This window comes from Pseudonocardia sp. Ae331_Ps2, from assembly GCF_001932405.1.
In the GTDB taxonomy this organism is placed as follows: Bacteria; Actinomycetota; Actinomycetes; order Mycobacteriales; family Pseudonocardiaceae; genus Pseudonocardia.
In genome coordinates this window covers 1,905,562-1,928,585 of record NZ_MCIM01000001.1, presented here as the reverse complement: position 1 = coordinate 1,928,585, position 23,024 = coordinate 1,905,562, and the positions used below count along the sequence as shown (strand labels likewise).

Sequence of the window (23,024 nt, the reverse complement as noted above, 5' to 3'; positions counted from 1 at the left end):
CGTGGGACGCGCCCGTCCGTTGTGGGACGCACCTCGCCGACGGGCCGCTGTCGGTGGGCGCTCGTACGCTGGTCGTCGTGAGCACGACCGTCCGGCCCGAGCCCGGAACCCGCCCCGATCCGTGGCCCGATGCGCTCTCCCGCGTGCGGTTCCACGTGGTGTCCGGCAAGGGGGGAACCGGCAAGACCACCGTGGCCGCCGCCCTCGCGCTGGCCCTGGCCGGCGGTGGGAAGCGGGTGCTGCTCGTCGAGGTCGAGGGCCGCCAGGGCATCGCCCAGGTCTTCGACACCGCGCCGTTGCCGTACGAGGAGCGGCGGATCGCCGTCGCGCCCGGCGGGGGCGAGGTGCGGGCGCTGGCCGTCGACGCCGAGGCCGCGCTGCTGGAGTACTTCGAGATGTTCTACCGGCTGGGCGTGGCCGGGCGGACCCTGCGCCGGATGGGCGCGATCGAGTTCGCGACCACGCTCGCCCCCGGCCTGCGTGACGTGCTGCTCACCGGCAAGGCCAAGGAGTGCGTCACCCGCACGGAGTCCGACGGCCTCCCCGCCTACGACGCGGTGGTCCTCGACGCGCCGCCCACCGGTCGTCTCGTGTCGTTCCTCGACGTCACCAGGGCGATGGCGGACCTGGCCAAGGTCGGGCCGATCCACGGGCAGGCCAAGGGCGTCGAGGCGCTGATCCACTCCCCGCTCACCGCGGTGCACCTGGTCACGCTGCTGTCGGACCTGCCGGTCACCGAGACGCTCGACGCCGTCGCCGAGCTCGACGCCGCCGGGATCCCGCTGGGCTCGGTCGTGGTGAACCGGATGCGCGAGCAGTGGCTGCCCGACCGCTCGGTCACCGCCGCCGCGGGCGGCCGGGTCGACGCGACCCGGATCCGCAACGGCCTGCAGAGCGCCGGGATCGAGCTGGCCCCCGCCGAGATCGACGGCCTGGTCGCCGAGACCGTGGAGCACGCCGTCGCCGTCGAGGGGGAGACCGCCGCGCTGCGCCGGCTGGAGACCGAGCCGACCCCACCGCTGCCGCGGATCACCCTGCCCGCGCTGCTGGGCGGTGTGGACCTCGGCTCGCTCTACGAGCTCGCCGAGTCGATGACCGCGCAGGGAGTGCACCTGGAGGCCCGCCGATGACCAGCAGGACCGACCCGGCGCCGGCCGGGGTGCTGGACGTCGACGCCCTGATCGACGACCCGGCCACCCGGGTCATCGTGTGCTGCGGCTCGGGGGGCGTCGGGAAGACGACCACCTCCGCGGCGCTCGCGGTGCGCGCCGCCGATCGCGGCCGTCAGGTCGTCGTGCTCACCATCGACCCGGCGCGGCGCCTGGCCCAGGCACTCGGGGTGGACGAGCTGTCGAACGACCCCGCCCCGGTGAAGGCGGTCGACGGCGAGCTCGCCGCGATGATGCTGGACATGCGGCGCACCTTCGACGAGATGGTGGAGTCGCACGCCCCGCCCGAGCGGGCCCAGAAGATCATCGAGAACCCCTTCTACCAGACGGTCTCCTCCTCGTTCTCCGGGACGCAGGAGTACATGGCGATGGAGAAGCTGGGTCAGCTCGCCGGCGCCGGGACGTGGGACCTCGTCGTCGTCGACACGCCGCCCTCGCGCTCGGCGCTGGACTTCCTCGACGCCCCGCAGCGCATGTCCCGCTTCCTCGACGGCCGCATGATCAAGCTGCTCGCCGCGCCCGCCCGGGCGGGCGGCCGCGGGCTGCGTCGGATCGTCGAGGCCGGGTTCGGGCTGTTCGCCAAGGCCGTCGGCTCGATCATCGGCGGGCAGATGCTGCAGGACGCGTCGGCGTTCGTGCAGGCCTTCGACACCCTGTTCGGCGGCTTCGCCGAGCGGGCCGACAAGACCTACGCGTTGCTGCGCTCGGAGGGCACGGCGTTCCTCGTCGTCGCCGCACCGGAGCCGGACGCGCTGCGCGAGGCGGCGTACTTCACCGAGCGGCTGTCGTCGGAGGACATGCCGCTGGCCGGGCTCGTGCTGAACCGGACCCACCCGGTGCTCGCGCCGGTCTCCGCGGCCCGCGCGCGGGCCGCGGCCGAGCAGGTCGGCGGACCGGGGTCGCAGATCGCGGCCGCGGTGCTGCGGCTGCACGCCGACCGCGTCGACCTGCACGAACGGGAGGAGCACCTGCTCACCCGGTTCTCCGCCGCGCACCCCGGCGTGGCGGTGACGCGGGTGCCCGCGCTGGCCGGTGACATCGCCGACCTCGACGGGCTGCGTCGGGTCGGCGCGCTGCTGGCCGGCGAGACCGAGTCCGGCGCCGCGGCGTCGGCGGGGTGAGCTCAGGACACGCCGAGCGCGGCCCGCAGCCGGGCCGAGCGGGGCGCGAACACCTCCAGCACCCCGACCGCGCGCAGGCCCGGCAGCAGGTCACGCAGGTGCGCAGCCAGACCGGCCTCGGCCGGGTCGCCCGCGGGCAGCGCCTCCAGGGACCGCGCCGTCGCGACGAACGCGGCGACCGTGCCCTTGCGCACCGGCGTCCCGCCCAGCTCCGCGTACTCGACCCCGTCCGGCAGGACGTCCTCGGGATCCACCGCTCCGGTCATGACCACTCCCTCCATGAGCGTGCACTGTGCACGCATTCGGACGGTACGCCGGACGGTGGGGAGCGTGCAAGCTGCACGTATCGTGGGGCGGTGTGACCCCCGAACGACGCTGTGCGGACGCCCTCGGCCGGCTACTGCTGCGTGACACCCGCACCGGGCTGCACGCGGCACTGACCGGCGGCATCGACGGTCTCGACGCGACCACCTACCCGGTGCTGTCCGGGCTGGCCCGGCTCGGCGACGGGGTCAGCACCACCGAGCTGGCCGCCGCCGTCGGACTGGAGCGCAGTGTCGCCAGCCGGCACGTCAGCACCCTCGAGGCGCACGGACTGCTGCTCCGCCGTCCGCACGGGACCGACCGTCGGGCGGTCGCCGTCGCGCTCACCGACGCGGGCCGAGCCGCGGTGGACCGCACCCGTGGACGGCTCGACGCGCGTCTGGAACGCCTGCTGTCCGGGCTGGACCGGGCCGAGGCCGACCGGTTCGCGACGGTGCTGGAGGGCGTCGTCGAGGGGCTGCGCGATCCCGCCCGCTGAGCTCAGGGCATCGAGAAGAAGATCATCGGGTTGCGCGAGGTCCCGCGTGCCCCGGTGATCCCCAGCTCGGCCCGGACGGCGTCGAGCGCACGCAGGTTCCGCGGTGCCGCGGCCCGCGAGGGGGTGAACCAGCCGGTGCCGCTGGGCGCCAGGTGCCGCAGCACCTCGGCCCCCTCGGTGAACGGCCGTGCCCGGGGCAGGTGGAACACGTCGTGCACGCTGGTCGGGGTGCCCGTCGCGATCCGCCCGAACAGGTGCTCCAGGTACCAGCGGGCGAAGCGGCGTCCGTGGTCGGCGTCGACGAACAGGTAGCCGGTGCCGGCAGGGACCTTCTCGACGGTCTCGCGCAGGTCCCCGCGGTGGAACGTCCAGCGCCCGGCAGACAGCTCCTCGGGCACGGTGCCGCACACGTGGTCGACCAGGTCGAACGACTGCAGGTGACCCGCCCCGTTGTCGCGCAGCGCGGACAGGATCCAGGTGGTGGACCAGCCGTAGTAGGTGCCGACCTCCACCACCTGCGACGGCCGGTGGTGGCGCAGCAGCAGGTAGGTCAGCTCGGCCTCGACGTCGTCGAGCTGCGGAGTGATCGTGCCGCCGGCGAGGAGCCCCCGCTGCTGGTCGATCACCGCGGCGAGATCGTCGGCGTGCGTCCGGTAGAGACCGGCCAGGAACTCCAGCACGCCGCTGACGCTATCGGGTCAGGCGCTCCTGCTGCGTCCGGCGTAGTGGTCGGAGCGCGCGCGTCCGAGCAGCGCGGCCCAGTCGCGCACGTCCGGGCGCCGCCGCGGGAGCGCCCGGCGCTCCCGCTCGGTCATCCCGCCCCACACACCGAACTCGACCTGGTGGTCCAGTGCGTGCGCGAGGCACTCGGTGCGGACCGGGCAGGACAGGCAGAACTCGCGTGCCTCGCGCTGGTCGGCGCCGGTGACGAACAGGTTCTCGGCGTCCTCGGTGCGGCAGCGTGCGGCCGACCGCCAGTTCCAGACCGCGGTGCAGGCGCGGACGACGACGGCGGGGCGCAGGCGGGGCCTGCCGGTGACGGGACGCAGGGTGTCGAGCATCGGGTCGCCTCTCGGGCCGGTGCGGGCCCGGTGGCCCGCGACGTGATGCGTCGATCCTCGACCGCGGAGGGTGTCCGGGTCAGCGCGCAAAACTACGCAACCCGGGGGGTGTCGGCCTGACCGGTTCCTGACGCCGTGGCCCGTAGGCTGGTCCCGTGAGGTTCCCCCGGCGTCTGCTCCGCCCGCTCGGCGTCCTCGCCGGCCTGTGCGTCCTGCTCGGTGTGATCACGGCGGGCATGGCCTTCCCACTGGTCGGCGGCCTCGGCATGCTGTCCAACGAGGCGGGTGACAGCGTCACCTCGAGCTCGGCGGACCTGGTCGGCACCCGCCCGCCGCTGACGACGACGCTCACCGACTCCGACGGCCGCCCGATCGCCTACCTGTTCGACCAGAACCGCACCGAGGTCACGAACGACCAGATCTCGACCGCGATGAAGGGCGCGATGCTGGCCATCGAGGACCGCCGGTTCTACGAGCACGACGGCGTCGACTGGCAGGGCACGCTGCGCGCGGTCGTCGCGAACTCGGCGTCCGGCGACGTCGTCCAGGGTGCCTCGACGATCACCCAGCAGTACGTCAAGAACTACATGCTCTACGTCGACGCGACGAGCGAGGCCGAGCGGCTCAAGGCCACCGAGCAGACACCGGCCCGCAAGCTCAAGGAGGCGCGGATCGCCCTGCAGCTGGAACGCCAGCTGTCCAAGGACGAGATCCTCAACCGCTACCTCAACATCGTCTTCCTGGGCGACGGCTCCTACGGCGTCGCCGCCGGGGCGCGCACGTACTTCAACACCACGCCGGACAAGCTGACCGTCCCGCAGGCCGCGATGCTCGCCGGGATGGTCCGCTCGACCACCCAGTTCGACCCGGTGCAGAACCCGCAGACCGCGCTGCAGCGGCGCAACGTCGTGATCGACCAGATGCGCCAGCAGCAGATGATCGACGACGCCCAGGCGAAGCAGGCCATGGCCGCTCCGCTCGGCGTCGCGAACCCGCTGGTGCGGGTGCCGAACGGCTGCATCGGTGCCGGCGACATGGGCTTCTTCTGCAAGTACGTGACGCAGTACCTGACCGAGGCCGGCTTCACCGAGGAGCAGATCCAGCGCGGCGGCTACACCATCCGCACCACCCTGGACCGCCGCGCGATGACCGAGGTCAAGCGCTCCCTGGACAAGGAGGTGCCGCCGGACACCCCCAACGTCGCGAACGTGATGTCGCTGGTGCAGCCCGGCCAGGACAAGCACCGGGTGCTCGCGATGGGGTCGAGCCGCACGTTCGGCCTGAACGCCGACGCCGAGGAGACCAGCTACGGCCTGCCGTACCAGCCGGTCAACCTCGGTGCCGGGTCGACGTACAAGATCTTCACCGCGGCCACCGCGCTGGAGAAGGGCCTCGGCATCAACTACTCGATGCAGGTGCCGCCCTCGGGCTACGCCTCCCCGATCTACGTCGACGGCAGCGGCCGCCCCGTCCCCGTCGCGAACGCCGGCAACTACCCCGGCCGGATGAGCCTCACCGATGCGCTCGCGCAGTCGCCGAACACCGCGTTCATCAAGCTCGAGGAGTTCACCGGGGTGCCGGACGTGGTCGACATGGCCGTCCGGCTCGGCATGAAGTCGCTGGCCACGACGCCGTTCGTCGACCCGGGCACCGGCAAGCGCACCGACCGCTCGATCGCCGAGGTGATCAAGGACCAGCGGCTCGCGTCGTTCACGCTCGGCGTCACCCCGACGTCGGTGCTGGAGCTGGCCAACGTCGGCGCCACCCTGTTCTCCCAGGGCAAGTGGTGCCCGCCGACGCCGATCGACTCGATCACCGACGCCGAGGGCAAGCCCGTCCCGATCACCGAGGAGCCCTGCCAGCAGGCCGTCGATCCCGCGCTGGCGAACACCCTGGTCACCGGCCTGAGCAAGGACGACGTCGCCGGCACCTCCGCCGCCGCGGCGAGGGCCGCGGGCTGGACCCGGCCGATGGCGGGCAAGACGGGGACGACCCAGCAGCACAAGTCGGCCGCGTTCATGGGTGCGATCCCAGAGATGGCCGGCGCGGTCATCACCTTCGACAACTCCAACCGGCCGCGACCCCTCTGCGACGGCGGCGGCGCCCCCTTCGCCTGCGGGAACGGCAACATCTTCGGCGGCAAGACCCCGGCCCGCACCTGGTACGGCGCGGTGGGCCCGCTCGTCGCGAACACCCCGCCGACCCCGTTGCCGCCGACCGACCCGCGCTACCTCGACGGCGGCGCCGAGTCGCGCATCCCGGACGTCGTCGGCCGGTCGGTGAGCGACGCCCGCGGTGAGCTGGAGGGCGCCGGATGGCAGGTCACCACCCGCACCGTCGACAACAACGCTCCCGAGGGGACGGTCGTCGGGCAGGAGCCCCGCGGTGCCGCGCTCCCGGGTGAGCAGGTGACCCTGCAGGTCAGCAGCGGGTCGGTGCCCGCTCCGCCGCCGCCCCCGGGCAGCCCGGCTCCGGCGCCCGCGCCGGACTCCGGCCCGCCGCCGGGCCGGCCGGACGAGGGGAACCGCCCGCCCGACGGCGGGTGACGCTCCGCCCGGCCGGGTCACCCGGCCGGGCGGCACCGCGCGCCATACCCCGTCGGAAGCAGGCGTCACCGCTGGTCGCGGCCTAGCATGCCGTCATGGCCGTGCGGTGGAGGAACAGCCGCCCCGCGCCGGCCCCCGCCGACGACGGGCGTTGGGGCGTGGCGCGGCTGGTCGCCGAGCGCGAGGCGGACCGGCGGGCCCGGGAGCAAGGTGCCCACCCCGCGGGCCCCGCCGGGGCGGCGCAGGACGCGCCCGCGGACCGGCCGGACCCCGACCCGTCCTCGGACGGTGAGCAGCCCGCTGCGGGCGGACCCGACATCGACGGCCCCACCCGGCGGACCCTGACCGCGGTCCGGCGCCGCAGGCCGGGCCCCGCCGCCATCCCCACCCCGGACGAGGACGCGGACGACTCGGTCCCCGGGCCCCGCCGCCCGGTGACGCCCGCCCCGTCGTCGCCGGTCCCGCCCGTGCCCCGGCGGTCCCCGACCGGCCCGGTGCCCCGGCTGCCCGCACCGCGCCGACCCCGTTCCGGCGGCGAGGAACCCGTCGGGACGGTCTACCGGCCGCCCGCGGTGTCCGCCCGGCCCCCGGTCGACCTCGACGAGGGCCTGCTCGGCTTCTCCCGGCTCACCCGCGGCCGGGTCGGAGCGCGGGTGTTCACGATCGTCTTCGTGCTGATCTACCTGGTGATCCTGGTCCAGACACTGTCGACGATCGTCTGAGGTCCCTCGGTCGCCGTCGGTGGCCCCGTCTAGCCTGAAGATCCGCACGCCGCACCGGGCGAGGAGGTGAGCCGCGATCACGACCCCGTCGTCGACGTCGTCGCACCGCCTGACGTCGGTCCTCGCGATCCCCGCCTTCCGCAGGCTCTGGTCGGTCACCGCGGTCACCGCGACCGGCGAGTGGTTGGCGCTGCTGGCACTCACCTCGCTGGCGACCCACCTCACCGCGGGCGCCGGGTTCACCGCGCAGAGCTTCGCGCTCGGCGGGGTCGTCGCGACCAAGCTGGTGCCGTCGCTGCTGTTCGGGCCGCTCGCCGGCGTGCTCGCCGACCGCTTCGACCGGCGCAAGGTCATGGTGACCTGCGATCTCGCGAAGTTCGTGCTGCTGCTGTCGATCCCGTTCGTCGGGCAGCTGTGGTGGCTGCTGGTCGTGACCCTGCTACTCGAGCTGTGCACCATGTTCTGGATCCCGGCGAAGGACGCGGCCGTCCCGAACCTGCTGCGCAGCCCGGCGCAGATGGAGAGCGCCGCGCAGCTGGGCCTGCTGGTGACCTACGGCGTCGCGGTCGTCGGCGGTGCGGGGCTGTTCGCGCTGGTCAGCAAGGCCGGCCCGATGTTCGGGGCGGACCAGGAGACCACCGTCTACGCGGCGCTGTGCCTCAACGGGTTCGCGTTCCTGCTCTCGGCGCTGGTCGTGTACTTCGCGATCCCCGAGATCTCCGGCCGGGCCACCGAGGCCGAGCGGCAGCAGGCCCCGCCGTCGCTGCTGTACCTGCTGCGCGACGGCTACACCTATGTCGTCCGCACCCCGCTCGTGCGTGGGCTGGTCGTCGGGGTCGTCGGCGCGTTCACCGCGGGCGGCACCGTGATCGCGACGGCCAAGCTCTACGCGTCGAGCCTCGGCGGCGGGGACGCGGCGTACTCGATCCTGTTCGCGTCGGTCTTCGCCGGACTCGCCGCGGGCATGGCCGTCGGCCCGGTGCTGGCCCGGCAGGTGCCGCACCGGCGGCTGTTCGGCAGCGCGATCGTCGGGGCCGGGGTGTCGCTCGTCGTCGTGGCAGTGGCGGTGCACCTGTTCATGGCGATCGCCGCGGTGCTGGTCGTCGGCGCGTTCGCCGGGATCGCCTTCCTGACCGGGCTCACGATCATCGGCACCGAGGTCGCCGACGGGATCCGCGGCCGGGTCAACGCGTTCGTGCAGTCCCTGGTCCGGCTGGTGCTGCTGGGGGCGATGTCGGTGGTGCCGGTCGTCGTCGGCGTCGTCGCGACCCGGACGGTCACCGTCGGCGACACCGCGCTGCTGGTCGACGGCACGCGGTTCGTGCTCGCCGGAGCGGGCGTCCTGGCGGCGGCGGTCGGCGTCGTCGCGCGCCGGCAGATGACGGAGGAGGGATCGTCGTGAGTGTGTGGGACGACGTGGTGGGCCAGCCCGCCGCCGTCGCCGAGCTGGACGCGGCGGCATCCGACCCGTCGGCGATGACCCACGCCTGGCTGTTCACCGGCCCGCCCGGCTCCGGCCGGTCCAACGCCGCGCGCGCCTTCGCGGCCGCCCTGCAGTGCCGCTACCACGGCTGCGGCGAGTGCGCGGCCTGCCGGACCGTCATGGCGGGCACGCACTCCGACGTCCGGGAGATCGTCCCCGAGGGACTGTCCATCTCGGTCGCCGAGATGCGCTCGCTCGTGCAGCTCGCCGCACGCAAGCCCGCCACCGGGACATGGCAGATCGTGATCATCGCCGACGCCGACCGGCTCACCGAGGGCGCGTCGAACGCGCTGCTCAAGGCGGTCGAGGAGCCGGCCCCGGAGACGGTGTTCCTGCTCTGCGCGCCGTCCGACCATCCCGACGACGTGCCCGTCACGATCCGGTCGCGCTGCCGGATGGTGCACCTGCGCAGCCCGGCGCCCGACGCCGTCGCCGGGGTGCTGCGCGACCGCGACGGCATCGATCCCGAGCAGGCCCGGTGGGCCGCGTCGGTGTGCGGCGGCCACGTCGGCCGGGCGCGGCGCCTCGCCCGCGACCCGCAGGCCCGTGCCCGTCGCGAGGAGATCCTCGGCGTACCGACGAAGCTCCGTCGCCTCGGCGACGCGTTCTTCCACGCCGACGTGCTGATCCGCGCGGCCGAGGCCGAGGCCGACGAGCTGCGCTCCTCCCGCGACGAGTCCGAGCGCGAGGAGCTCGCGGTCGCGATGGGGGCCGGCGGCACCGGCAAGGGCGCCGCCGCGGCGGCCCGCTCGGCGAAGGCGGCCGAGCGGGATCTGGAGAAGCGGCAGAAGAGCCGCGCCACCCGTACGCAGCGGGACGCGCTCGACCGGGCCCTGGTCGACCTCGCCGGCTTCTACCGGGACGCGATCGTCGCCGCGACCGGTGCGACGGTGCCGCTGACCAACCCGGACCGCGACCGCGAGATCCGGGTGGCCGCCGCCGAGTGGGGCCCGGAGTCGAGCCTGCGCCGGCTGGAGGCGGTGCTCGCCTGCCGCGACGCGCTGGAGCAGAACGTGAAGCCGCGGATCGCCGTCGAGGCGATGATGACCGCGCTGCACCGTGGATGACCGGCCGCTGATCCTCACGGCCCAGCTCGACGACACCACCCGGACCCGCTTCGACGACCTGCGGGAACGGCACTTCCCGGCCGGACGCAACCACCTGGCCGCGCACCTGACGCTGTTCCACGCCCTGCCCGGCGACGCCGTCGTCGAGCTGACCGCGGACCTGACCGCCGCGACCGACCGTCCCCCGATGACCGCCCGTGTCACCGGGCTGCGCCTGCTCGGCCGCGGTGTCGCGTTCACCCTCGACTGCCCCGAGCTGACGTCGCTGCGCCGCGATGTCGCCGAGCGGTGGCGATCCCGTCTCACCCGGCAGGACGCCGGGAAGTCCGACCTGCACGTCACCGTCCAGAACAAGGTCGACCCGATCGCGGCCCGCGCGCTGTACGACGACCTGGTCGCCGGATTCGAACCGTGGGACGCCGGCGTCCCCGGCGTGGCGCTGTGGCGCTACGACGGTGGGCCGTGGGACCCGGGGCCCCGGTTCCCCTTCTCGGGGTGACCCGGGGGGCTGCGGGAGCGTCGGGGGCCGATCGGTACACTGGGTATGCACCACGCCGCCTTAGCTCAGTCGGTTAGAGCGACGCACTCGTAATGCGTAGGTCTGGGGTTCGACTCCCCAAGGCGGCTCCACAGGTCAGGGGCCCGGTCCGGCATCTGACAAGTCCTCTGAACTCCCTGAACGCGGTGTGTGACCTCCCGGTCGCTCTGGCTTCGGAGCATCGCCTTCTCGAAGCGATCGTGTCCCCGTCGGCGGGCCACTTCGGCGCCCACGGGGTCGAGGTGACGGTGTCCGGGGTGCACCACAGGGAGTGGGTGGCCAGGCCGGGATCGGCCCCGGCGACGAGCATCGCGGTCAGCGCGCGGTGGACACGGCGCCGAGGTGCTCCCGCCACCCACCGGCCGCGGTGATCTCGACGGCGTCGGTGGCGCCGGGCAGGGTGCGGCAGACCATGCTCAGGGAGCCGGTCCCGTCCTCCAGCTCGATCACGGACAGCTCCAGCTCGGCCGGTTCGCGGGGTAGCAGGTCTCGGCGGAGCTGGGTGTAGGAGATCTCGTAGATCTCGCCGGGGACCGACCAGCCACCGTCGGGGACGGGCGCGATACCGGGGAACACGTCGTCGAAGGAGAAGAAGCGGTAGTCGGGGGCGGTGCGGACGGGGCCCAGGAAGCGGGCGCCGGCGAGGGCGTCGTGCAGCGGGCCACCACTCATGGCCTGGCCGTTGACGAACATGCGGACGCTGTCGGACATGGAGGTGCCTTTCGACGGTGCGGGGCGCTCAGGAGAGCGTGGTGTTGCCGTGGCCGCGCAGTGCGTGGACGCGCATCGCGGTCTGCGCCCTGTCGAGGTCACCACTGGCGAGGTCGTCGAGCAGGTCGCGGTGCTGGGCGACCGGTTCGTGGCCGCTCTGCTGCACGTAGTCGTCGGTCGGGTGGAGGAAGGCCTGTCGTTCGAGGAAGGCCGAGGTGACCGGGGAGAATGCGGCCCGGTTGATCGCGACGTGCAGGTCCAGGTGGGCGATGCCGTACTGCGGGCTGCCGATGCCGTACTCGCGGGCGGCGTGGCCGAGGGGGTCGAGCAGCGCGTGCAGGCTCTCCCAGTCGACGCTGCCGACCTTCTGCGTGAGCAGGCTCGCGGCGACCTGGTCGAAGGCGATGCGCAGCTCGTGCAGCTCGGCGCGGGCGGTGTCGTCGATCCGGACGACGACGAGCTGGCCCCGACGGACCCGTTCGACGAGGCCCTCGCTGGTGAGGCGCTGCAGTGCTTCCCGGATGGGGGTCCGACTCACGCCGAGCTCCTCGGCGATCTGCTCCTCGACGAGGCGGATGCCGGGCCCGTACTCGCCCGTGGTGATCTGCTGGCGCAGGTAGAGGTACACGCGCTCGCGGGCGCTCGGAGCGCTGCTGTTCCGGTGCGCGCCGGTCATGGTGTGGCCCCGGCGAGGAGTGCGGCCCGGCACGAGTTGGTGGCGCGCTGCATGAAGGTCCCCGACATCACGCTCATCCCGGCCCGGAGGGCGTCGGTCTGCAGTGTCGAGACCCGGTTGTTGAGGTCGAAGAAGGCGTTGCCGGGGGCGAGGAGCTCGGCGAACGGGAACGCGAAGGGGTCCTTCTCGGAGGCGTCGGTCTCGCCCCAGGTGGTGGTGTTGACGACCAGGGTCGGCGCGTCGTCCGCGAACGCCGTCCGGAGCCGGGCCGGGGCGAGGACCTCGGCGTCGAACTGTGTGGCCCACCCGGTGAGGGCCTCGGGGCGGCGGGCGGTACCGACGAGTCGGGTCCCGGGCCACGCCCGCCGCACCCCCAGCGCGACCGAGTGCGTGGACCCGCCGGAGCCGAGCACCAGGACCGTCCGGGGGACGGCCCCGCCGGTCACGGTCTCCATCGCGGCCTGGGCGGCCCAGCTGTTGGTGTTGACCCCCAGTGCCTCGCCCGCGCCGCCGCGTACGACGGTGTCCACGACGCCGGTGGCCTCGGCCGACGGGCTCAGTGCAGCTACCGCCGTGGCCACGTCGCGCTTCCACGGGCTGAGTACGAGGGCGAGATCCCAGCCCGGGGCAGTGAGCAGGGACTGTGGGCCGTCGACGGGGGTGGTGGCGGAGACGACGAGTCCGCGGGCCGCGAGGGCGTCGAGGAGCAGCCGGCCCTGCAGGGCGTGCGGTGCGGTGGTGCCGATACCGGCGATCGTGACGGGGCCCGGCGGCCGGTGGGGCGTGGGGCTCTCGTCGAGACAGTGCGCGACGGTGGCCCGCAGGGTCGCGGCACCGTCGTGGCCCAGCAGCGTGATCGGCGGGGACGTCACACCAGCTCCCGGGTCGGCACGGTGAGCATTGTGCCCAGGGCGGGGACCGGGGCGTCCACCGGCCGCAGGCCGGACCCCCGGCGGGGCACGACCTGGCGTCCGCTCGGCGGGCCGACGACCTCTCCCCGGTCGTGGACGAGTCCGCCACGCAGGTAGGTGGCGACGACGGAGCCGGTGAGGACCCACCCGTCGTAGGGGGTCACGGGATGCCGGGAGTGCAGGCTCGCCCCGTCGAGGGGCTTCTCCTCGGTCGGGTCGACGAGGACGAGGTCGGCGTCGAAGCCGGGGGCGATCTGCCCCTTGTACGGGATCGACCAGCGCTGGGCCGGGGTGTACGCGCACAGACGCACGATGTCCTCGACGTCGAGGGCTCCCCGCGTGGTGGCGGTGAGCAGCAGCGGGAGCATGGTCTCGACACCGATGAAGCCCCCGTAGGCCTTCCACACGTCGGTCTCGGCCTGCTCGGCTGCGGTGTGCGGGGCGTGGTCGGTGGCGATGATGTCGATGTCGCCGCGGGTGATGCCGGCCCAGAGCGCCTCGACGTCGGCGGCGGGCCGGATCGGGGGGTTGAGCTTCACCAGGTTGCCGTGGGTGTCGTAGGCGCCGTCGTCGAGCACCAGGTGTGAGACGAGGCTCTCGACGGTGACGCGGTGGCCCTCGGCGCGCAGGTCGACGATCCGTTGCAGGCCGGCGCGGGTCGAGAGGTGGTGGATGTGCAGCTTGGTGCGGGCCTCGGTGGCCATGGTGACGATGCGGGTGATCGCCTCGACCTCGATGAACGCGGGCCGGGACTCCAGGTGGGCGCGGGGGTCGGTACGGCCGGACTCGCGGAGCCGCTCGCCGAACAGCCGTAGGAGGTGGTCGTTCTCGGCGTGCACACCGACGACCAGGTCGGCGGCGGCGGCGGCCTCGAGCCCGCGGAAGATGGCGGCGTCGTCCGGGCAGCGGTTGTCGCCGGTCGTCTGTCCCATGAACAGCTTGAGCCCCATGGCACCGAGCTCGGCCATACCGGCGATCTCACCCGCGTTGTCGTGGTCGATCATGCCGTACAGCCCGAAGTCGACGTAGGCCTTGCCGCGCACCAGGTCGAGCTTGTCGCGGTAGCGCTGGGCGGTCGCGACGGGCGGGAAGGTGTTGGGCATGTCGACCACGGTGGTGACGCCCCCGGCGGCGGCGGCACTGGTGCCGCTGGCGAAGTCCTCCTTCTCCGTCATACCCGGCTCGCGCAGGTGCACGTGCATGTCGATCAGGCCGGGCAGCACGAGCAGGCCGCGGGCGTCGACGACGGTGGCGCCGGTGGTGTCGAGGTCGGTGCCGACGGCGACGATGCGGCCGTCGCGCACGGCGACGTCGTGGCGGTGGCGGCCGTCGTGGTGGACGACGGTCCCACCGGTGACGACCAGGTCGTGGGGCACAGACATGTGCTGATCTCCTTCTCGGGTGGGTCAGGCGAGGGCGAGAGCGGGGTCCTCCTGGTGGACCTCGCGGATCGGACCGAGGTCGAACAGGGTGTCGGGGCTCAGATCGAGCCCGCCCGCGGCGATGGCCCGCACGTTCGCCTCGACGGTGGCGTCGGAGATGTCGATGACGCGCTGGCCGGGCTCGCCGGTGCGGATGAGCTCGTTGCCGGCGATGCAGGCCTCGAGGGTGGTCCTCGGGTCCAGGCCGAGGGTCCGGCCGTAGTCGTTCACGGTCAGGTCGGTGGCGTGCTGAGGGTCGGCGAGGACGTCCTTCCAGCCGCGGACCTCGGCGCGCAGGAAGGCCTTGACCTTCTCCCGGTCGTTGTCGAGTACGTCCTGGGTGGTGATGTAGGTCTGGCCGACGAGCGGGAACCCCACGTCGGCGAGCAGCATCGCGTGGATGTCGAAACCCTTGCCCCGCAGGTCGACGACCTGGTTGTTGACGAACCCGACGTAGCCGTCGATCTCCCCGGTCGTCATCCCGATGGGATCGCCCTGCACGGGGACGGTGGTGATGCGTGAGGCGTCGAGACCGAGCGCGGCGACGAAGTTGCGCCAGACCGGTTCGCTCGACGAGGAGCAGCCGATGGTCCTTCCGTAGAGGTCCTGCGGGGTCTCGATCGGGCTGGCTCCCATCGACATGATGCAGTTCGCGTTCCGGGCGTAGACCGCGCCGATGATCTTCAGCGGGGCACCCTTGGCAACCGCGGACCCGACGATGGGGACCTGGGACACCCCGGTGAAGGTGCGGCTCAGCACGTCCGACTCGATGGGCGGCGCGGTCGGGCCACCGGACACCAGATCGGCGCCGGAGAAGCCTTCCTGCACGTAGTAGCCGTTGCGGTCGGCGAGATAGCTGCCGGCGAACTGGGTGTTCTTGACCCAGGCGAGGCGCTGCGAGGCGATTCCGAAGCGGGAGCCGTCGCCGTCGCCACCGGAGACGCAGGCGGTGAGGACGGCGGGAGCGGCGAGGGCCAGTCCTCCGACGGTGAGACCGTGACGGAGGAATGCACGGCGGCCGAGCTGGGAGGACATGAGGGATCCATTCCTGATGGGGTGGGAGGGGTTCACCGGGTGACCCCCATCTGTGCGGTCACGAACGTCTCGAGCAGACCGACGAGCTGGTAGATCAGGACGCAGACCACGGTGAGGACGACGACCGACGCCCAGAGCCGGGCGAACTCGAACTCGTTCGCGTCGCGGAGCATCTGTCCGCCGAGGCCTTCGCCGCTGGCGAGCCACTCGGCCAGGAGCGCACCCACCACCGAGCTGGTCACGGCCACACGGGCGGCGGCGAACCAGGTCGGCACGGCGTGGGGCAGGGCGACCCGGGCGAACGCGGACCAGCTGGATCCCCCGAAGGCCGCGCACATGTCGAGGTCGGTCCGGGGTGCGGAGCGGATGCCCTGCAGCATCGTGAGCATCGCCGGCACGAACACGATGGCGGCGCCGATGACCGCGACCCCGAACGGTCCGCGTCCGAAGATCAGGACGAGGATCGGTGCGACGGTGACCATCGGGATGGCATGCAGCGCCGAGATCGTGGGCGTGAGCATCTTCTCGGCCGTGCGGAAGAAGTGGAACAGCACGGTCACGGCGGCGGCGAGGACCAGACCGAGTCCGAACCCGAGGGCGGCGTCGCCGAGGGTGACGACGAGCGCTGCGCCGATGCCGGCCCGGCTCGCCGCGGCCGTGGGGTCGGTGAACAGGTAGCGCCAGACGTCGAGCGGGGTCTTGGCCACGAACGGGCTCACGTCGACGAGGCTGACGAAGGCCGTCCAGACCACCAGGATCGCGACGGTCGCTCCGACCAGCGTCGACGTCGTCCGGGCGAGACCGGCGACCAGGGCGCGCCGTGTGCGGGTGTCGGGGGTGCCGGTGCCGACCCGGGCCCAGGAGCGCGCGGGGGCGCTGGTCGCGGTCATGCGGAGGCTCCCGCGGTGCTGGGGGCCCACGGCGTCGTCGCCCGTTCGATCCAGCCGACGACGGCGAAGGCGAGACCGGCGATCACGCCGGTGACGAGGGTGATGCCGCTGGTGCGAACGACGTCGCTGGACTGCTGCGCCACGACCAGGGCTGCTCCGAGACCGCGTTCCTGTCCCATGAACTCGCCGATGACGGTGCCGAGGAGCGCGGCCGGGACCGCGATCTTCAGCGCGGTCAGGACGCCGGGCAGCGCGGAGCGGAGCTGGACCTTGCGGAGGACGAGGTACCGGCCCCCGCCGTAGGCGCGGACCAGGTCGAGAGCAGCCGGATCGGTCCGGCGCAGGCCGTTGATCGTGCCGACCAGCGTCGTGAAGAACACCGACACGGCGGCCATCACGGCTGAGGTGACCGGTCCGTTGAAGCACGCGGCGAGGATCGGGGCGATGGCCACGAGGGGGATGCAGGCCGACGCGATGCCGATCTGCAGCACGAACCGTTCGACGGCCGGGACGGTCATCACCACCGCGGCGCAGCAGATCGCTGCCAGGTTGCCCCAGAGGTAGCCGACGACAGCGGAGGCGAGCGTCACCGGGACGTGCAGGGCGTAGAACGCGACCCCGTCGTCGACGATACCCGCGACGATCTCCAGTGGCGGGGCGATCGCCGGGCCGAGGAGCCCGGTCATGCCGACGAGCTGCCACACCAGCAACACGGCCACGGTCCCGGCGGTGCCCAGGGCACGGCTTCTCATCGCTCGGTCTCCCTCGTCGCCGCGCCGATCAGGTCCTGACCGGGGGTGTCGAGTCCGAACAGCAGCGACGACAGCCGGTCGACGTAGGAGTGGAACTCGGGCGTGCGCAGCAGCTCCGGGGTCCGTGGCCGCGGCAGGTCGATCGGCACCACCTGCTGGACCCGTCCCGGGCGGGCGCTCATCACCACGACGGTGTCGGACAGGAACACCGCCTCGGAGATGCCGTGCGTGACCATCAGCGTGGTCGCCGGCCGCTCGGTCCAGATGCGCAGGAGCTCGACGTTGAGGTTCTGCCGCGTCATGTCGTCCAAGGCGCCGAAGGGCTCGTCGAGCAACAGCACCCGCGGCTCGACCACGAGCGCGCGGGCGATCGCGACGCGCTGCCGCATCCCGCCCGACAGCTGCGCGGGCCTGGCGTCCTCGAACCCCGTCAACCCGACGAGCTCGATCAGGTCATCGACGAGGGCATCGTCGGTCGGACGCCGCGTCAGCTCGAACGGGAGGCCGATGTTGGTGCGCACCGTCCGCCACGGCAACAGAGCCGGCTCCTGGAAGGCGATCCCGAGATGGTGGTGACGGCGCATGTCCGCGGGGGTCTCACCGTGGACGAGGGCGACCCCGGTGGACTGGTGTTCGAGACCCGCGAGGATCCGGAGGATCGTGCTCTTCCCGCAGCCCGAGGGGCCGAGCAGGGTGACGAACTCGCCCGCACGGGACTGCAGGTCGACGCCGTCGAGGGCGGTCACCTCCCCGCGGCCGACGCGGAACGATTTGCCGAGGCCCGCGATGTGGATGCCAGGAGCAGTCGGTTCGACCATGTGCGTTCTCCTCCTTCACGCTCTGCGCTGTTTGCATCCGAGTTTGGATCCAAGCTCGGATGCGAAGATAGGCGCGCGGCGTTGCGGAGGCGTAAATCGATGCGTCTGTCCGGTTACGTCACTCGGGCCTCGTGCCACGCGGGCCCGATCCGGCTCGCGGAGAGGGCGCGACGAGGAACCGGCCGGCTCACCGGTCGTCACGAGGACGAGGAGACGACTCCCGTCGCGGCCACGACGCCGGTCATCGCCAGCGCCACCAGAGCGACCTGCAGGAGGGCGAAGCGCTGGAACTCGCCGAGGTCCTTGCCGAGCAGGCCGAGGAGGACCCGGAGCGCTGCCGACGCCGGTCCGACGGAGGTTCCGGCGGTTGCGACGGGTCGCGGAGGTGCTGGCGGGGAGGCTTGCGCTCGGTGGGGTGCTTCCCGGCTTCGGTCAGGCCCGCTACGAGGGGGCCGACCCGCGCGCGCACCGCACGCGAGTCGTCAGGGGAGCCGTGCCGGCAGGCCCAGCAGCCGTGCGGCATCGCCGCGGGTGATCTGTTCGCGTTCCCGACGGGCGGTGAGCCTGCCGCGGGTGACCTCCTCCCCACGGTCCCCGACATCGCCGCCTGGCGTCGGCCCGGCGCCCTGGACGCGGTCAGGAGGTCGGCACGGGGTCGTCGTCGCGCCGGACGAGGACCTCGAACGGGACGCCGCGCTCGTAGTCGGCGACCATCTCCTCCGGGTCGAACAGGGTGCCGATCGGGTTCGCCGAGAACACCGGCCCCTTCATCCACTCCGTCGCCTCGTCGGCGGTCGCGAAGCTGTCGACCTGCAGCTCCACGTGGTTGCCGTCCGGATCCCGGTAGTACAGCGACACGGTCGGACCGTGGCGGATGGCGCGCACGGGGAGGATCTCCGCGTCCCGCCGCCGGCGGTAGGTGGCCAGGAGCGCGCCGAGATCGGGATGGGTGAAGGCGGAGTGGTAGAAGCCGACCTGTGGTTCGTCGCTCGGAACGGGGTACGGCCCGGTGGCGATGAGGGCCACCCGGTGGTGCTCCTCGTCGTAGGTCAGGAACGCGAGCTTGCCGTTGTCGAAGACCGGGTGCGCGCCCAGCACCGTGCAGTACCACTCCCGCATCCGCGGCAGGTCGTTGGTGCGGAACACCACGTGGGCGAGCCCCACCGGGGGCCGGGCGACGGTCGGGTCCGGCAGCGTGCGCGCCGCCCCTGTGTGCTGGTCGGTCGAGGTCATGCGGTTGCCTCCATGAGGTCGGGCTGGCGGAGCAGCAGGTGGTCGAGCACGTCGCTCAGGTCGATCGCGGGATCGAACGCGGGTGCGCGCCAGGCGATGTGCCCGTCCGGGCGGACGAGCACGGCCCCGTCGGCGCCGATGCCGTAGACGGTGCGGAAGTCGTCCTCGACGCCGGCGTGCCGCGCCTCGGCTCCCACCGCGACGACGTCGACCTCGTCCGGTGCCGTCCACCGCTGTTTCCCGGCCGCAGTGGTGAGCAGCACGAAACCGGCGCCGAACAGGTCCTGCAGGGAGCGGGTGTGCTCGGGGTCGAGCCACAGGTGGGGGGCACGCGCGCCGGGCCGCCCGACCGGGAGGTAGCGGCCGACGGGGCTGGGGACGGGTTCGGTCCCGTCCGGCCGGATCCCGGGTGACTCGTAGGAGATGCCGAACACCTGGCCGTAGTACTCGAAGTGCTCGCGCTGCTCGGCGATCGCCGCCCGGACCGGCCCGAGCTCGGCGTCGTCGAGCGTCTCGACACGGGCCACGAAGTCGAGGTCGTTCTCCAGCATCCCGCCGAGCCCGGCGCGCGCCATCCGCTCGGCGTTGGCGAGGCTCTGGTCGACGTTGAACCGGGCGACCGGACGGCGTTCCTCCTCGTAGGTGTCCAGGAGGTGCCGGCCGGCCCGCCCCCGCAACACCGCGGCGATCTTCCACGCGAGGTTGTGCACGTCGCCGACACCGGTGTTCATCCCCTGCCCGCCGGTGGGCGGCAGCGGGTGCGCGGCGTCGCCCGCGAGAAAGACGTTCCCGACGCGCATCCGGGTGGCGACGCGCGCCTGCATCTGCCAGGGCCGGGCGCTGCGGACGTCGACGTCGAGATCGGGGTCGCCGACGAGGGCGCGGACGATCTCCACGCAGCGCTCGGGGGTGAACGAGGCGGGTTCGGTCGTGGCCGGGTCGTAGGCGAAGTTGTAGGTCCACCGGTGGCGGCCGTCGAGGGTGATGAGCACGCCGGTGGTCTCGGGGTTGTAGACCCACCACAGCAGGTAGGGGCGGTCGGCGACGTAGCGCGACAGGTCGGCGTGGAAGTAGATGCCCATCTGCGCGCCCAGGCGCTCCGGGCCCTCCAGCCGCACGCCGAGCTGGTCGCGCAGTGGGCTGGCCGCTCCGTCGGCCGCGATCACGAACCGGGCCCTGACCTCCGACTCGGATCCTCCGTCCGCGGACAGGCGGACGGTGACGGCGTCGTCGGCGGCCTCGGCGTCGTCGATGTCATCGACACCGAGCACCGTGGTGCCGAACCGGACGTCCACGGCCGGGAGGGCCGAGGCGGCCCGGAGCAGGATCGGCTCCAACACGTCCTGCGGGCAGGAGCTCTTGACGTGCGGCGCGTAACCGGCCACCTCACGGTCGAACTCGGGGGAGTGGCCGTGGGTGACCAGCGCGCCGAACTCGGGGTGGGCGAGCCGGGTGACGAATGCGCTGCCGCGGTTGCGCTCCCGCGGCAGACCCGCCGCCAGCACCTCCTCGGCGACCCCCCAGCTGCGGAAGATCTCGAGGGAGCGCCCGTTCACCACGTGCCCTCGCGGGTGGTACGAGGTCGTCGCCCGCCGTTCGACGAGCAGCGTCCGCACCCCGAGGCGGCCGAGACCGATGGCCGCACTCAGGCCGGTCGGGCCGCCCCCGACCACCACGACGTCGTGGTGGTCGGGGGCGGGTGTCGGATCGTGGTCAGTGCGCATCGGCAGTTCCCTCCACTGCGGGTGTGGGTTCGGGGCGCGTCGACGCGGTCCCGCCGTTGCGGGCACTGCCCCTGATGAACAGCACGAAGGTGGCGACGAGGCTGACCGCGGCGGTGGCCAGCAGGTAGCCGGCGATCGGGGTCGAGGAGCCGCTCCTGGCGTAGAGCAGGGCGAAGACGATCGGCGCCACGCCACCGCCGAGGATGGAGCCGATCTGATAGGCCATCGAGGTCCCGCTGTAGCGCACCGGGGCCGGGAAGAGCTCCGCGATGAAGGCGGCCTGTGCGCCGGTGGCGAACGAGACGGCGATCACGCCGCCCAGGTAGGCGACGATCATCGCGGCCAGTGACCCGGTGTTGACCAGGGCGAAGAACGGCAGGGCCCACACGACGATGCCGATCAGCCCGCCGAGGAGGACCGGTCTGCGGCCGATGCGGTCCGCGAGCCGCGCGGTGACCAGCACCAGCGGGATCCACACCACACCGGCGGCGACGGTCAGTCAGAGCACGTACGTCGGGGGCAGCCCGAGGGCCTGCCTGGAGTACGCGAGCATGTACACGAACATCAGGTAGCCCAGGGTGGGCGCGGCGGTGGACGACAGACCGCCCAGGAGCATCTCCCGCCAGTTGTCAATGATCAGGTCCCGGACCGGCGAGCGGCTGATGGCGCCGGAGCGCTGCACGGCGGTGAAGTCGGGGCTCTCCGCGACACCGAGCCGCACCCACATGCCGAGGCCGATCAGCACGATGCTCGCCAGGAACGGGATCCGCCAGCCCCAGGAGCTGAACACGTCGGCGGGCAGGTACGTCGTCAGCAGGACGAAGGTCAGCGAGGCCAGGACGATGCCGACCGGGTTGCTCATCTGGGTGAACGAACCGAAGAAGGCGCGCCGGTGCGTCGGGGCGTGCTCGACCCCCAGCACCACCGCACCGCCCCACTCCCCGCCGACCGCGAAGCCCTGCACCAGGCGCAGCACGACCAGCAGGACGGGTGCCCAGACGCCGATCACCGCGTAGGTGGGCAGCAGCCCGGTGAGGAACGTGGCCGCACCCATGATGACCAGCGACGCGACCAGCGTGGACTTGCGGCCGACCCGGTCACCGAGGTGGCTGAGGACGACGCTGCCCAGCGGCCGGGCGATGAACCCGGCGCCGAAGGTCACGAAGGCGGCCAGGGTGCCCGCGACGGGCGAGAAGGTCGGGAAGAACTGCGGACCGAAGATCAGCGCCGCCGTCAGGCCGTAGATGTTGAAGTCGTAGATCTCGATCGCGGTGCCGACGAAGCTCGCCGTGGCGACCCGACGGGTGTGGCGCGTGCCCGACCTCACGGGGACGGGTGGGGATTCGCTCTGCGGGAACACTGGACTCCTCTGTCGTGAGTGTTCGTGCGTGAGACCTGCCGTGCTCGGCGTGATCACGGTGGGGTCGGGAAACCGGCGGGCGGAGGGACGCGCCAGGCCGTGCCGCTGCGATGGGGACGAATGATGAATGGCGATCAAGAGCAGTGTCAAGGATGTCGCTGTGGTGCGGTTGGCTGCGGGATCGGCGGCATCTCGGCGAAGAGGATGAGGATCGATCAAGAGGTACCTCCGACCGTCTCGCCGCGGATGGCTAAGCTGGAGCCGCCTCTGCGCCGCGCGGAGCACCCGAAGGAGGCGATCGGCCGTGCCCCGGAACAGGCAGCACATCCCGCGCGAGGAGCGGAAGGCCGAGGTGCTGGCGGTCGCCACCGAGCTGTTCCTCAGCAACGGGTACGCCGGCACCACGATGGCCGACATCAGCCGCGCCGCCGGCGTCGCGCCGGCGGCGGTCTACTGGTACTTCCCCTCCAAGGACGACGTCTTCGCCGCGGTCATGGACCGCATGCTCAGCCGGGAGATCCGCATCCTCGACGAGGACCACGCGGACGACGACCCGATGTCGCACCTGGTCCGGGGTCTCAACGACATGCGCGTGTTCCGGCCGCTGCACCAGGCCATGCACGGCAGGCTCCTGCAGTCCGAAGCCGTGCGCGAGGCCCACGACCGCTTCCTCGACTGGATCCGTGACCTCGTCCGGAAGATGGTCGACGACCTCGACGACCCGTCGGTGGATCGTGAGCTCGTCGCCGACACCGCCGTCACCCTCTTCGAGGGCTTCAACGTGGAGGGCGCGCCGCCGCGCCCGGGTGCTCAGCTCATGCGGTTCCTCCTCGAGTCGGTCCTGGGTTCCGCCCGCGCCCGCGACCTGCCGGCGCCGGTCCCGTCGGACTGAGCCCGCCCGACCGCGGCGGCCGCGCGACTCGGGCGCAGTGGTCGATCAGACGCAGTGGTCGATCAGACGCAGCGGTCGATCAGGCGCAGCGG

At 72.7% G+C, this 23,024-nt stretch carries 24 protein-coding genes and 1 tRNA gene; 10 read left to right on the top strand and 15 right to left on the bottom strand.

Going from position 1 to position 23,024, the window contains the following annotated elements; all coding sequences use genetic code 11:
* Positions 1-77 precede the first annotated feature (77 nt).
* Positions 78-1,130, top strand: a complete 1,053-nt coding sequence (locus Ae331Ps2_RS09195) for an ArsA-related P-loop ATPase (RefSeq protein ID WP_043280965.1) — start codon at positions 78-80, stop codon at positions 1,128-1,130.
* Entirely contained in the window at positions 1,127-2,290 is a 1,164-nt protein-coding gene (locus Ae331Ps2_RS09190) for an ArsA family ATPase (protein ID WP_075309487.1), read from the top strand. Before Ae331Ps2_RS09195 ends, Ae331Ps2_RS09190 begins: the two co-directional genes overlap by 4 nt.
* A 2-nt stretch (positions 2,291-2,292) precedes the next feature.
* Here Ae331Ps2_RS09190 and Ae331Ps2_RS09185 read toward each other — a convergent pair whose 3' ends face one another.
* The gene (locus Ae331Ps2_RS09185; protein WP_043280967.1) at positions 2,293-2,556 is read right to left on the bottom strand and encodes a hypothetical protein; all 264 of its coding nucleotides are present in this window, start codon (positions 2,554-2,556) and stop codon (positions 2,293-2,295) included.
* 92 nt (positions 2,557-2,648) lie between these two features.
* Between Ae331Ps2_RS09185 and Ae331Ps2_RS09180 the strand changes: the two genes are divergently transcribed.
* The gene (locus Ae331Ps2_RS09180; RefSeq protein WP_020626607.1) at positions 2,649-3,092 is read left to right on the top strand and encodes a MarR family winged helix-turn-helix transcriptional regulator; all 444 of its coding nucleotides are present in this window, start codon (positions 2,649-2,651) and stop codon (positions 3,090-3,092) included.
* 2 nt (positions 3,093-3,094) lie between these two features.
* Here the strand turns inward: Ae331Ps2_RS09180 and Ae331Ps2_RS09175 are convergent, their stop codons facing one another.
* Entirely contained in the window at positions 3,095-3,772 is a 678-nt protein-coding gene (locus tag Ae331Ps2_RS09175) for a class I SAM-dependent methyltransferase (protein ID WP_075309489.1), read from the bottom strand.
* An 18-nt stretch (positions 3,773-3,790) separates the two neighbouring features.
* Positions 3,791-4,153: a WhiB family transcriptional regulator gene (locus tag Ae331Ps2_RS09170; protein ID WP_083695388.1), complete on the bottom strand. Its 363-nt coding sequence runs from the start codon at positions 4,151-4,153 to the stop codon at positions 3,791-3,793.
* Between the two features lie 155 nt (positions 4,154-4,308).
* Here Ae331Ps2_RS09170 and Ae331Ps2_RS09165 point away from each other — a divergent pair, with 155 nt between their 5' ends.
* The 6 genes from Ae331Ps2_RS09165 to Ae331Ps2_RS09140 all read left to right on the top strand — a co-directional run bounded on the left by Ae331Ps2_RS09165 (position 4,309) and on the right by Ae331Ps2_RS09140 (position 10,601).
* Positions 4,309-6,699 (top strand): penicillin-binding protein, encoded by a 2,391-nt coding sequence (locus Ae331Ps2_RS09165; protein ID WP_249265223.1) that lies wholly within the window; start codon positions 4,309-4,311, stop codon positions 6,697-6,699.
* Positions 6,700-6,794: 95 nt separating this feature from the next.
* The gene (locus tag Ae331Ps2_RS31075) at positions 6,795-7,421 is read left to right on the top strand and encodes a hypothetical protein (RefSeq protein WP_139318890.1); all 627 of its coding nucleotides are present in this window, start codon (positions 6,795-6,797) and stop codon (positions 7,419-7,421) included.
* 76 nt (positions 7,422-7,497) lie between these two features.
* Entirely contained in the window at positions 7,498-8,823 is a 1,326-nt protein-coding gene (locus Ae331Ps2_RS09155; RefSeq protein ID WP_083695383.1) for an MFS transporter, read from the top strand.
* Positions 8,820-9,971 (top strand): DNA polymerase III subunit delta', encoded by a 1,152-nt coding sequence (locus Ae331Ps2_RS09150; protein WP_083695382.1) that lies wholly within the window; start codon positions 8,820-8,822, stop codon positions 9,969-9,971. The genes Ae331Ps2_RS09155 and Ae331Ps2_RS09150 overlap by 4 nt, the downstream gene beginning before the upstream one ends.
* Entirely contained in the window at positions 9,964-10,470 is a 507-nt protein-coding gene (locus Ae331Ps2_RS09145; RefSeq protein WP_075309495.1) for a 2'-5' RNA ligase family protein, read from the top strand. The genes Ae331Ps2_RS09150 and Ae331Ps2_RS09145 overlap by 8 nt, the downstream gene beginning before the upstream one ends.
* A 54-nt stretch (positions 10,471-10,524) precedes the next feature.
* A tRNA-Thr gene (locus tag Ae331Ps2_RS09140) sits at positions 10,525-10,601 on the top strand.
* Between the two features lie 223 nt (positions 10,602-10,824).
* Here the strand turns inward: Ae331Ps2_RS09140 and Ae331Ps2_RS09135 are convergent.
* The 12 genes from Ae331Ps2_RS09135 to Ae331Ps2_RS33115 all read right to left on the bottom strand — a co-directional run bounded on the left by Ae331Ps2_RS09135 (position 10,825) and on the right by Ae331Ps2_RS33115 (position 22,007).
* The gene (locus Ae331Ps2_RS09135; RefSeq protein WP_075309497.1) at positions 10,825-11,220 is read right to left on the bottom strand and encodes a gamma-glutamylcyclotransferase; all 396 of its coding nucleotides are present in this window, start codon (positions 11,218-11,220) and stop codon (positions 10,825-10,827) included.
* 28 nt (positions 11,221-11,248) lie between these two features.
* Positions 11,249-11,896 carry a GntR family transcriptional regulator gene (locus Ae331Ps2_RS09130; RefSeq protein ID WP_075309499.1) on the bottom strand — a complete coding sequence of 216 codons (648 nt, stop codon included), beginning with the start codon at positions 11,894-11,896 and terminating at the stop codon, positions 11,249-11,251.
* Complete coding sequence (locus Ae331Ps2_RS09125) at positions 11,893-12,768, bottom strand: hypothetical protein (protein WP_075309501.1); 876 nt, start codon at positions 12,766-12,768, stop codon at positions 11,893-11,895. The genes Ae331Ps2_RS09130 and Ae331Ps2_RS09125 overlap by 4 nt, the downstream gene beginning before the upstream one ends.
* Entirely contained in the window at positions 12,765-14,189 is a 1,425-nt protein-coding gene (gene allB, locus Ae331Ps2_RS09120) for an allantoinase AllB (RefSeq protein WP_083695380.1), read from the bottom strand. The genes Ae331Ps2_RS09125 and allB overlap by 4 nt, the downstream gene beginning before the upstream one ends.
* A 24-nt stretch (positions 14,190-14,213) precedes the next feature.
* Positions 14,214-15,263 (bottom strand): ABC transporter substrate-binding protein, encoded by a 1,050-nt coding sequence (locus Ae331Ps2_RS09115; RefSeq protein ID WP_075309505.1) that lies wholly within the window; start codon positions 15,261-15,263, stop codon positions 14,214-14,216.
* 32 nt (positions 15,264-15,295) lie between these two features.
* Positions 15,296-16,153 carry an ABC transporter permease gene (locus Ae331Ps2_RS09110; protein ID WP_139318891.1) on the bottom strand — a complete coding sequence of 286 codons (858 nt, stop codon included), beginning with the start codon at positions 16,151-16,153 and terminating at the stop codon, positions 15,296-15,298.
* The gene (locus tag Ae331Ps2_RS09105) at positions 16,150-16,905 is read right to left on the bottom strand and encodes an ABC transporter permease (protein ID WP_075309507.1); all 756 of its coding nucleotides are present in this window, start codon (positions 16,903-16,905) and stop codon (positions 16,150-16,152) included. Before Ae331Ps2_RS09105 ends, Ae331Ps2_RS09110 begins: the two co-directional genes overlap by 4 nt.
* A complete protein-coding gene (locus Ae331Ps2_RS09100) occupies positions 16,902-17,723 on the bottom strand; it encodes an ABC transporter ATP-binding protein (protein ID WP_060713942.1) in 822 nt (273 codons plus the stop codon). Before Ae331Ps2_RS09100 ends, Ae331Ps2_RS09105 begins: the two co-directional genes overlap by 4 nt.
* A 636-nt stretch (positions 17,724-18,359) precedes the next feature.
* Positions 18,360-18,956 carry a VOC family protein gene (locus Ae331Ps2_RS09095; RefSeq protein WP_075329710.1) on the bottom strand — a complete coding sequence of 199 codons (597 nt, stop codon included), beginning with the start codon at positions 18,954-18,956 and terminating at the stop codon, positions 18,360-18,362.
* Complete coding sequence (locus Ae331Ps2_RS09090; protein ID WP_075309511.1) at positions 18,953-20,680, bottom strand: FAD-dependent oxidoreductase; 1,728 nt, start codon at positions 20,678-20,680, stop codon at positions 18,953-18,955. Before Ae331Ps2_RS09090 ends, Ae331Ps2_RS09095 begins: the two co-directional genes overlap by 4 nt.
* A complete protein-coding gene (locus Ae331Ps2_RS33120; protein WP_139318892.1) occupies positions 20,670-21,179 on the bottom strand; it encodes an MFS transporter in 510 nt (169 codons plus the stop codon). Before Ae331Ps2_RS33120 ends, Ae331Ps2_RS09090 begins: the two co-directional genes overlap by 11 nt.
* On the bottom strand, positions 21,180-22,007 hold the full coding sequence (locus Ae331Ps2_RS33115; protein ID WP_249265626.1) for an MFS transporter: 828 nt from the start codon (positions 22,005-22,007) through the stop codon (positions 21,180-21,182).
* Positions 22,008-22,344: 337 nt separating this feature from the next.
* Here Ae331Ps2_RS33115 and Ae331Ps2_RS09080 point away from each other — a divergent pair, with 337 nt between their 5' ends.
* Positions 22,345-22,932, top strand: coding sequence for a TetR/AcrR family transcriptional regulator (locus Ae331Ps2_RS09080; RefSeq protein WP_075309513.1), 588 nt, complete (start codon positions 22,345-22,347; stop codon positions 22,930-22,932).
* Positions 22,933-23,024 lie beyond the last annotated feature (92 nt).

What these genes read in the sequence shown, in the direction of transcription:
- Ae331Ps2_RS09110 (WP_139318891.1), bottom strand. Translation starts at nt 16,153, where the DNA reads ATGACCGCGACCAGCGCCCCCGCGCGCTCCTGGGCCCGGGTCGGCACC.
- Ae331Ps2_RS09190 (WP_075309487.1), top strand. Translation starts at nt 1,127, where the DNA reads ATGACCAGCAGGACCGACCCGGCGCCGGCCGGGGTGCTGGACGTCGAC.
- Ae331Ps2_RS09095 (WP_075329710.1), bottom strand. Translation starts at nt 18,956, where the DNA reads ATGACCTCGACCGACCAGCACACAGGGGCGGCGCGCACGCTGCCGGAC.
- allB (WP_083695380.1), bottom strand. Translation starts at nt 14,189, where the DNA reads ATGTCTGTGCCCCACGACCTGGTCGTCACCGGTGGGACCGTCGTCCAC.
- Ae331Ps2_RS09135 (WP_075309497.1), bottom strand. Translation starts at nt 11,220, where the DNA reads ATGTCCGACAGCGTCCGCATGTTCGTCAACGGCCAGGCCATGAGTGGT.
- Ae331Ps2_RS09115 (WP_075309505.1), bottom strand. Translation starts at nt 15,263, where the DNA reads ATGTCCTCCCAGCTCGGCCGCCGTGCATTCCTCCGTCACGGTCTCACC.
- Ae331Ps2_RS09130 (WP_075309499.1), bottom strand. Translation starts at nt 11,896, where the DNA reads ATGACCGGCGCGCACCGGAACAGCAGCGCTCCGAGCGCCCGCGAGCGC.
- Ae331Ps2_RS09170 (WP_083695388.1), bottom strand. Translation starts at nt 4,153, where the DNA reads ATGCTCGACACCCTGCGTCCCGTCACCGGCAGGCCCCGCCTGCGCCCC.
- Ae331Ps2_RS09090 (WP_075309511.1), bottom strand. Translation starts at nt 20,680, where the DNA reads ATGCGCACTGACCACGATCCGACACCCGCCCCCGACCACCACGACGTC.
- Ae331Ps2_RS31075 (WP_139318890.1), top strand. Translation starts at nt 6,795, where the DNA reads ATGGCCGTGCGGTGGAGGAACAGCCGCCCCGCGCCGGCCCCCGCCGAC.
- Ae331Ps2_RS09185 (WP_043280967.1), bottom strand. Translation starts at nt 2,556, where the DNA reads ATGACCGGAGCGGTGGATCCCGAGGACGTCCTGCCGGACGGGGTCGAG.
- Ae331Ps2_RS09100 (WP_060713942.1), bottom strand. Translation starts at nt 17,723, where the DNA reads ATGGTCGAACCGACTGCTCCTGGCATCCACATCGCGGGCCTCGGCAAA.
- Ae331Ps2_RS09105 (WP_075309507.1), bottom strand. Translation starts at nt 16,905, where the DNA reads ATGAGAAGCCGTGCCCTGGGCACCGCCGGGACCGTGGCCGTGTTGCTG.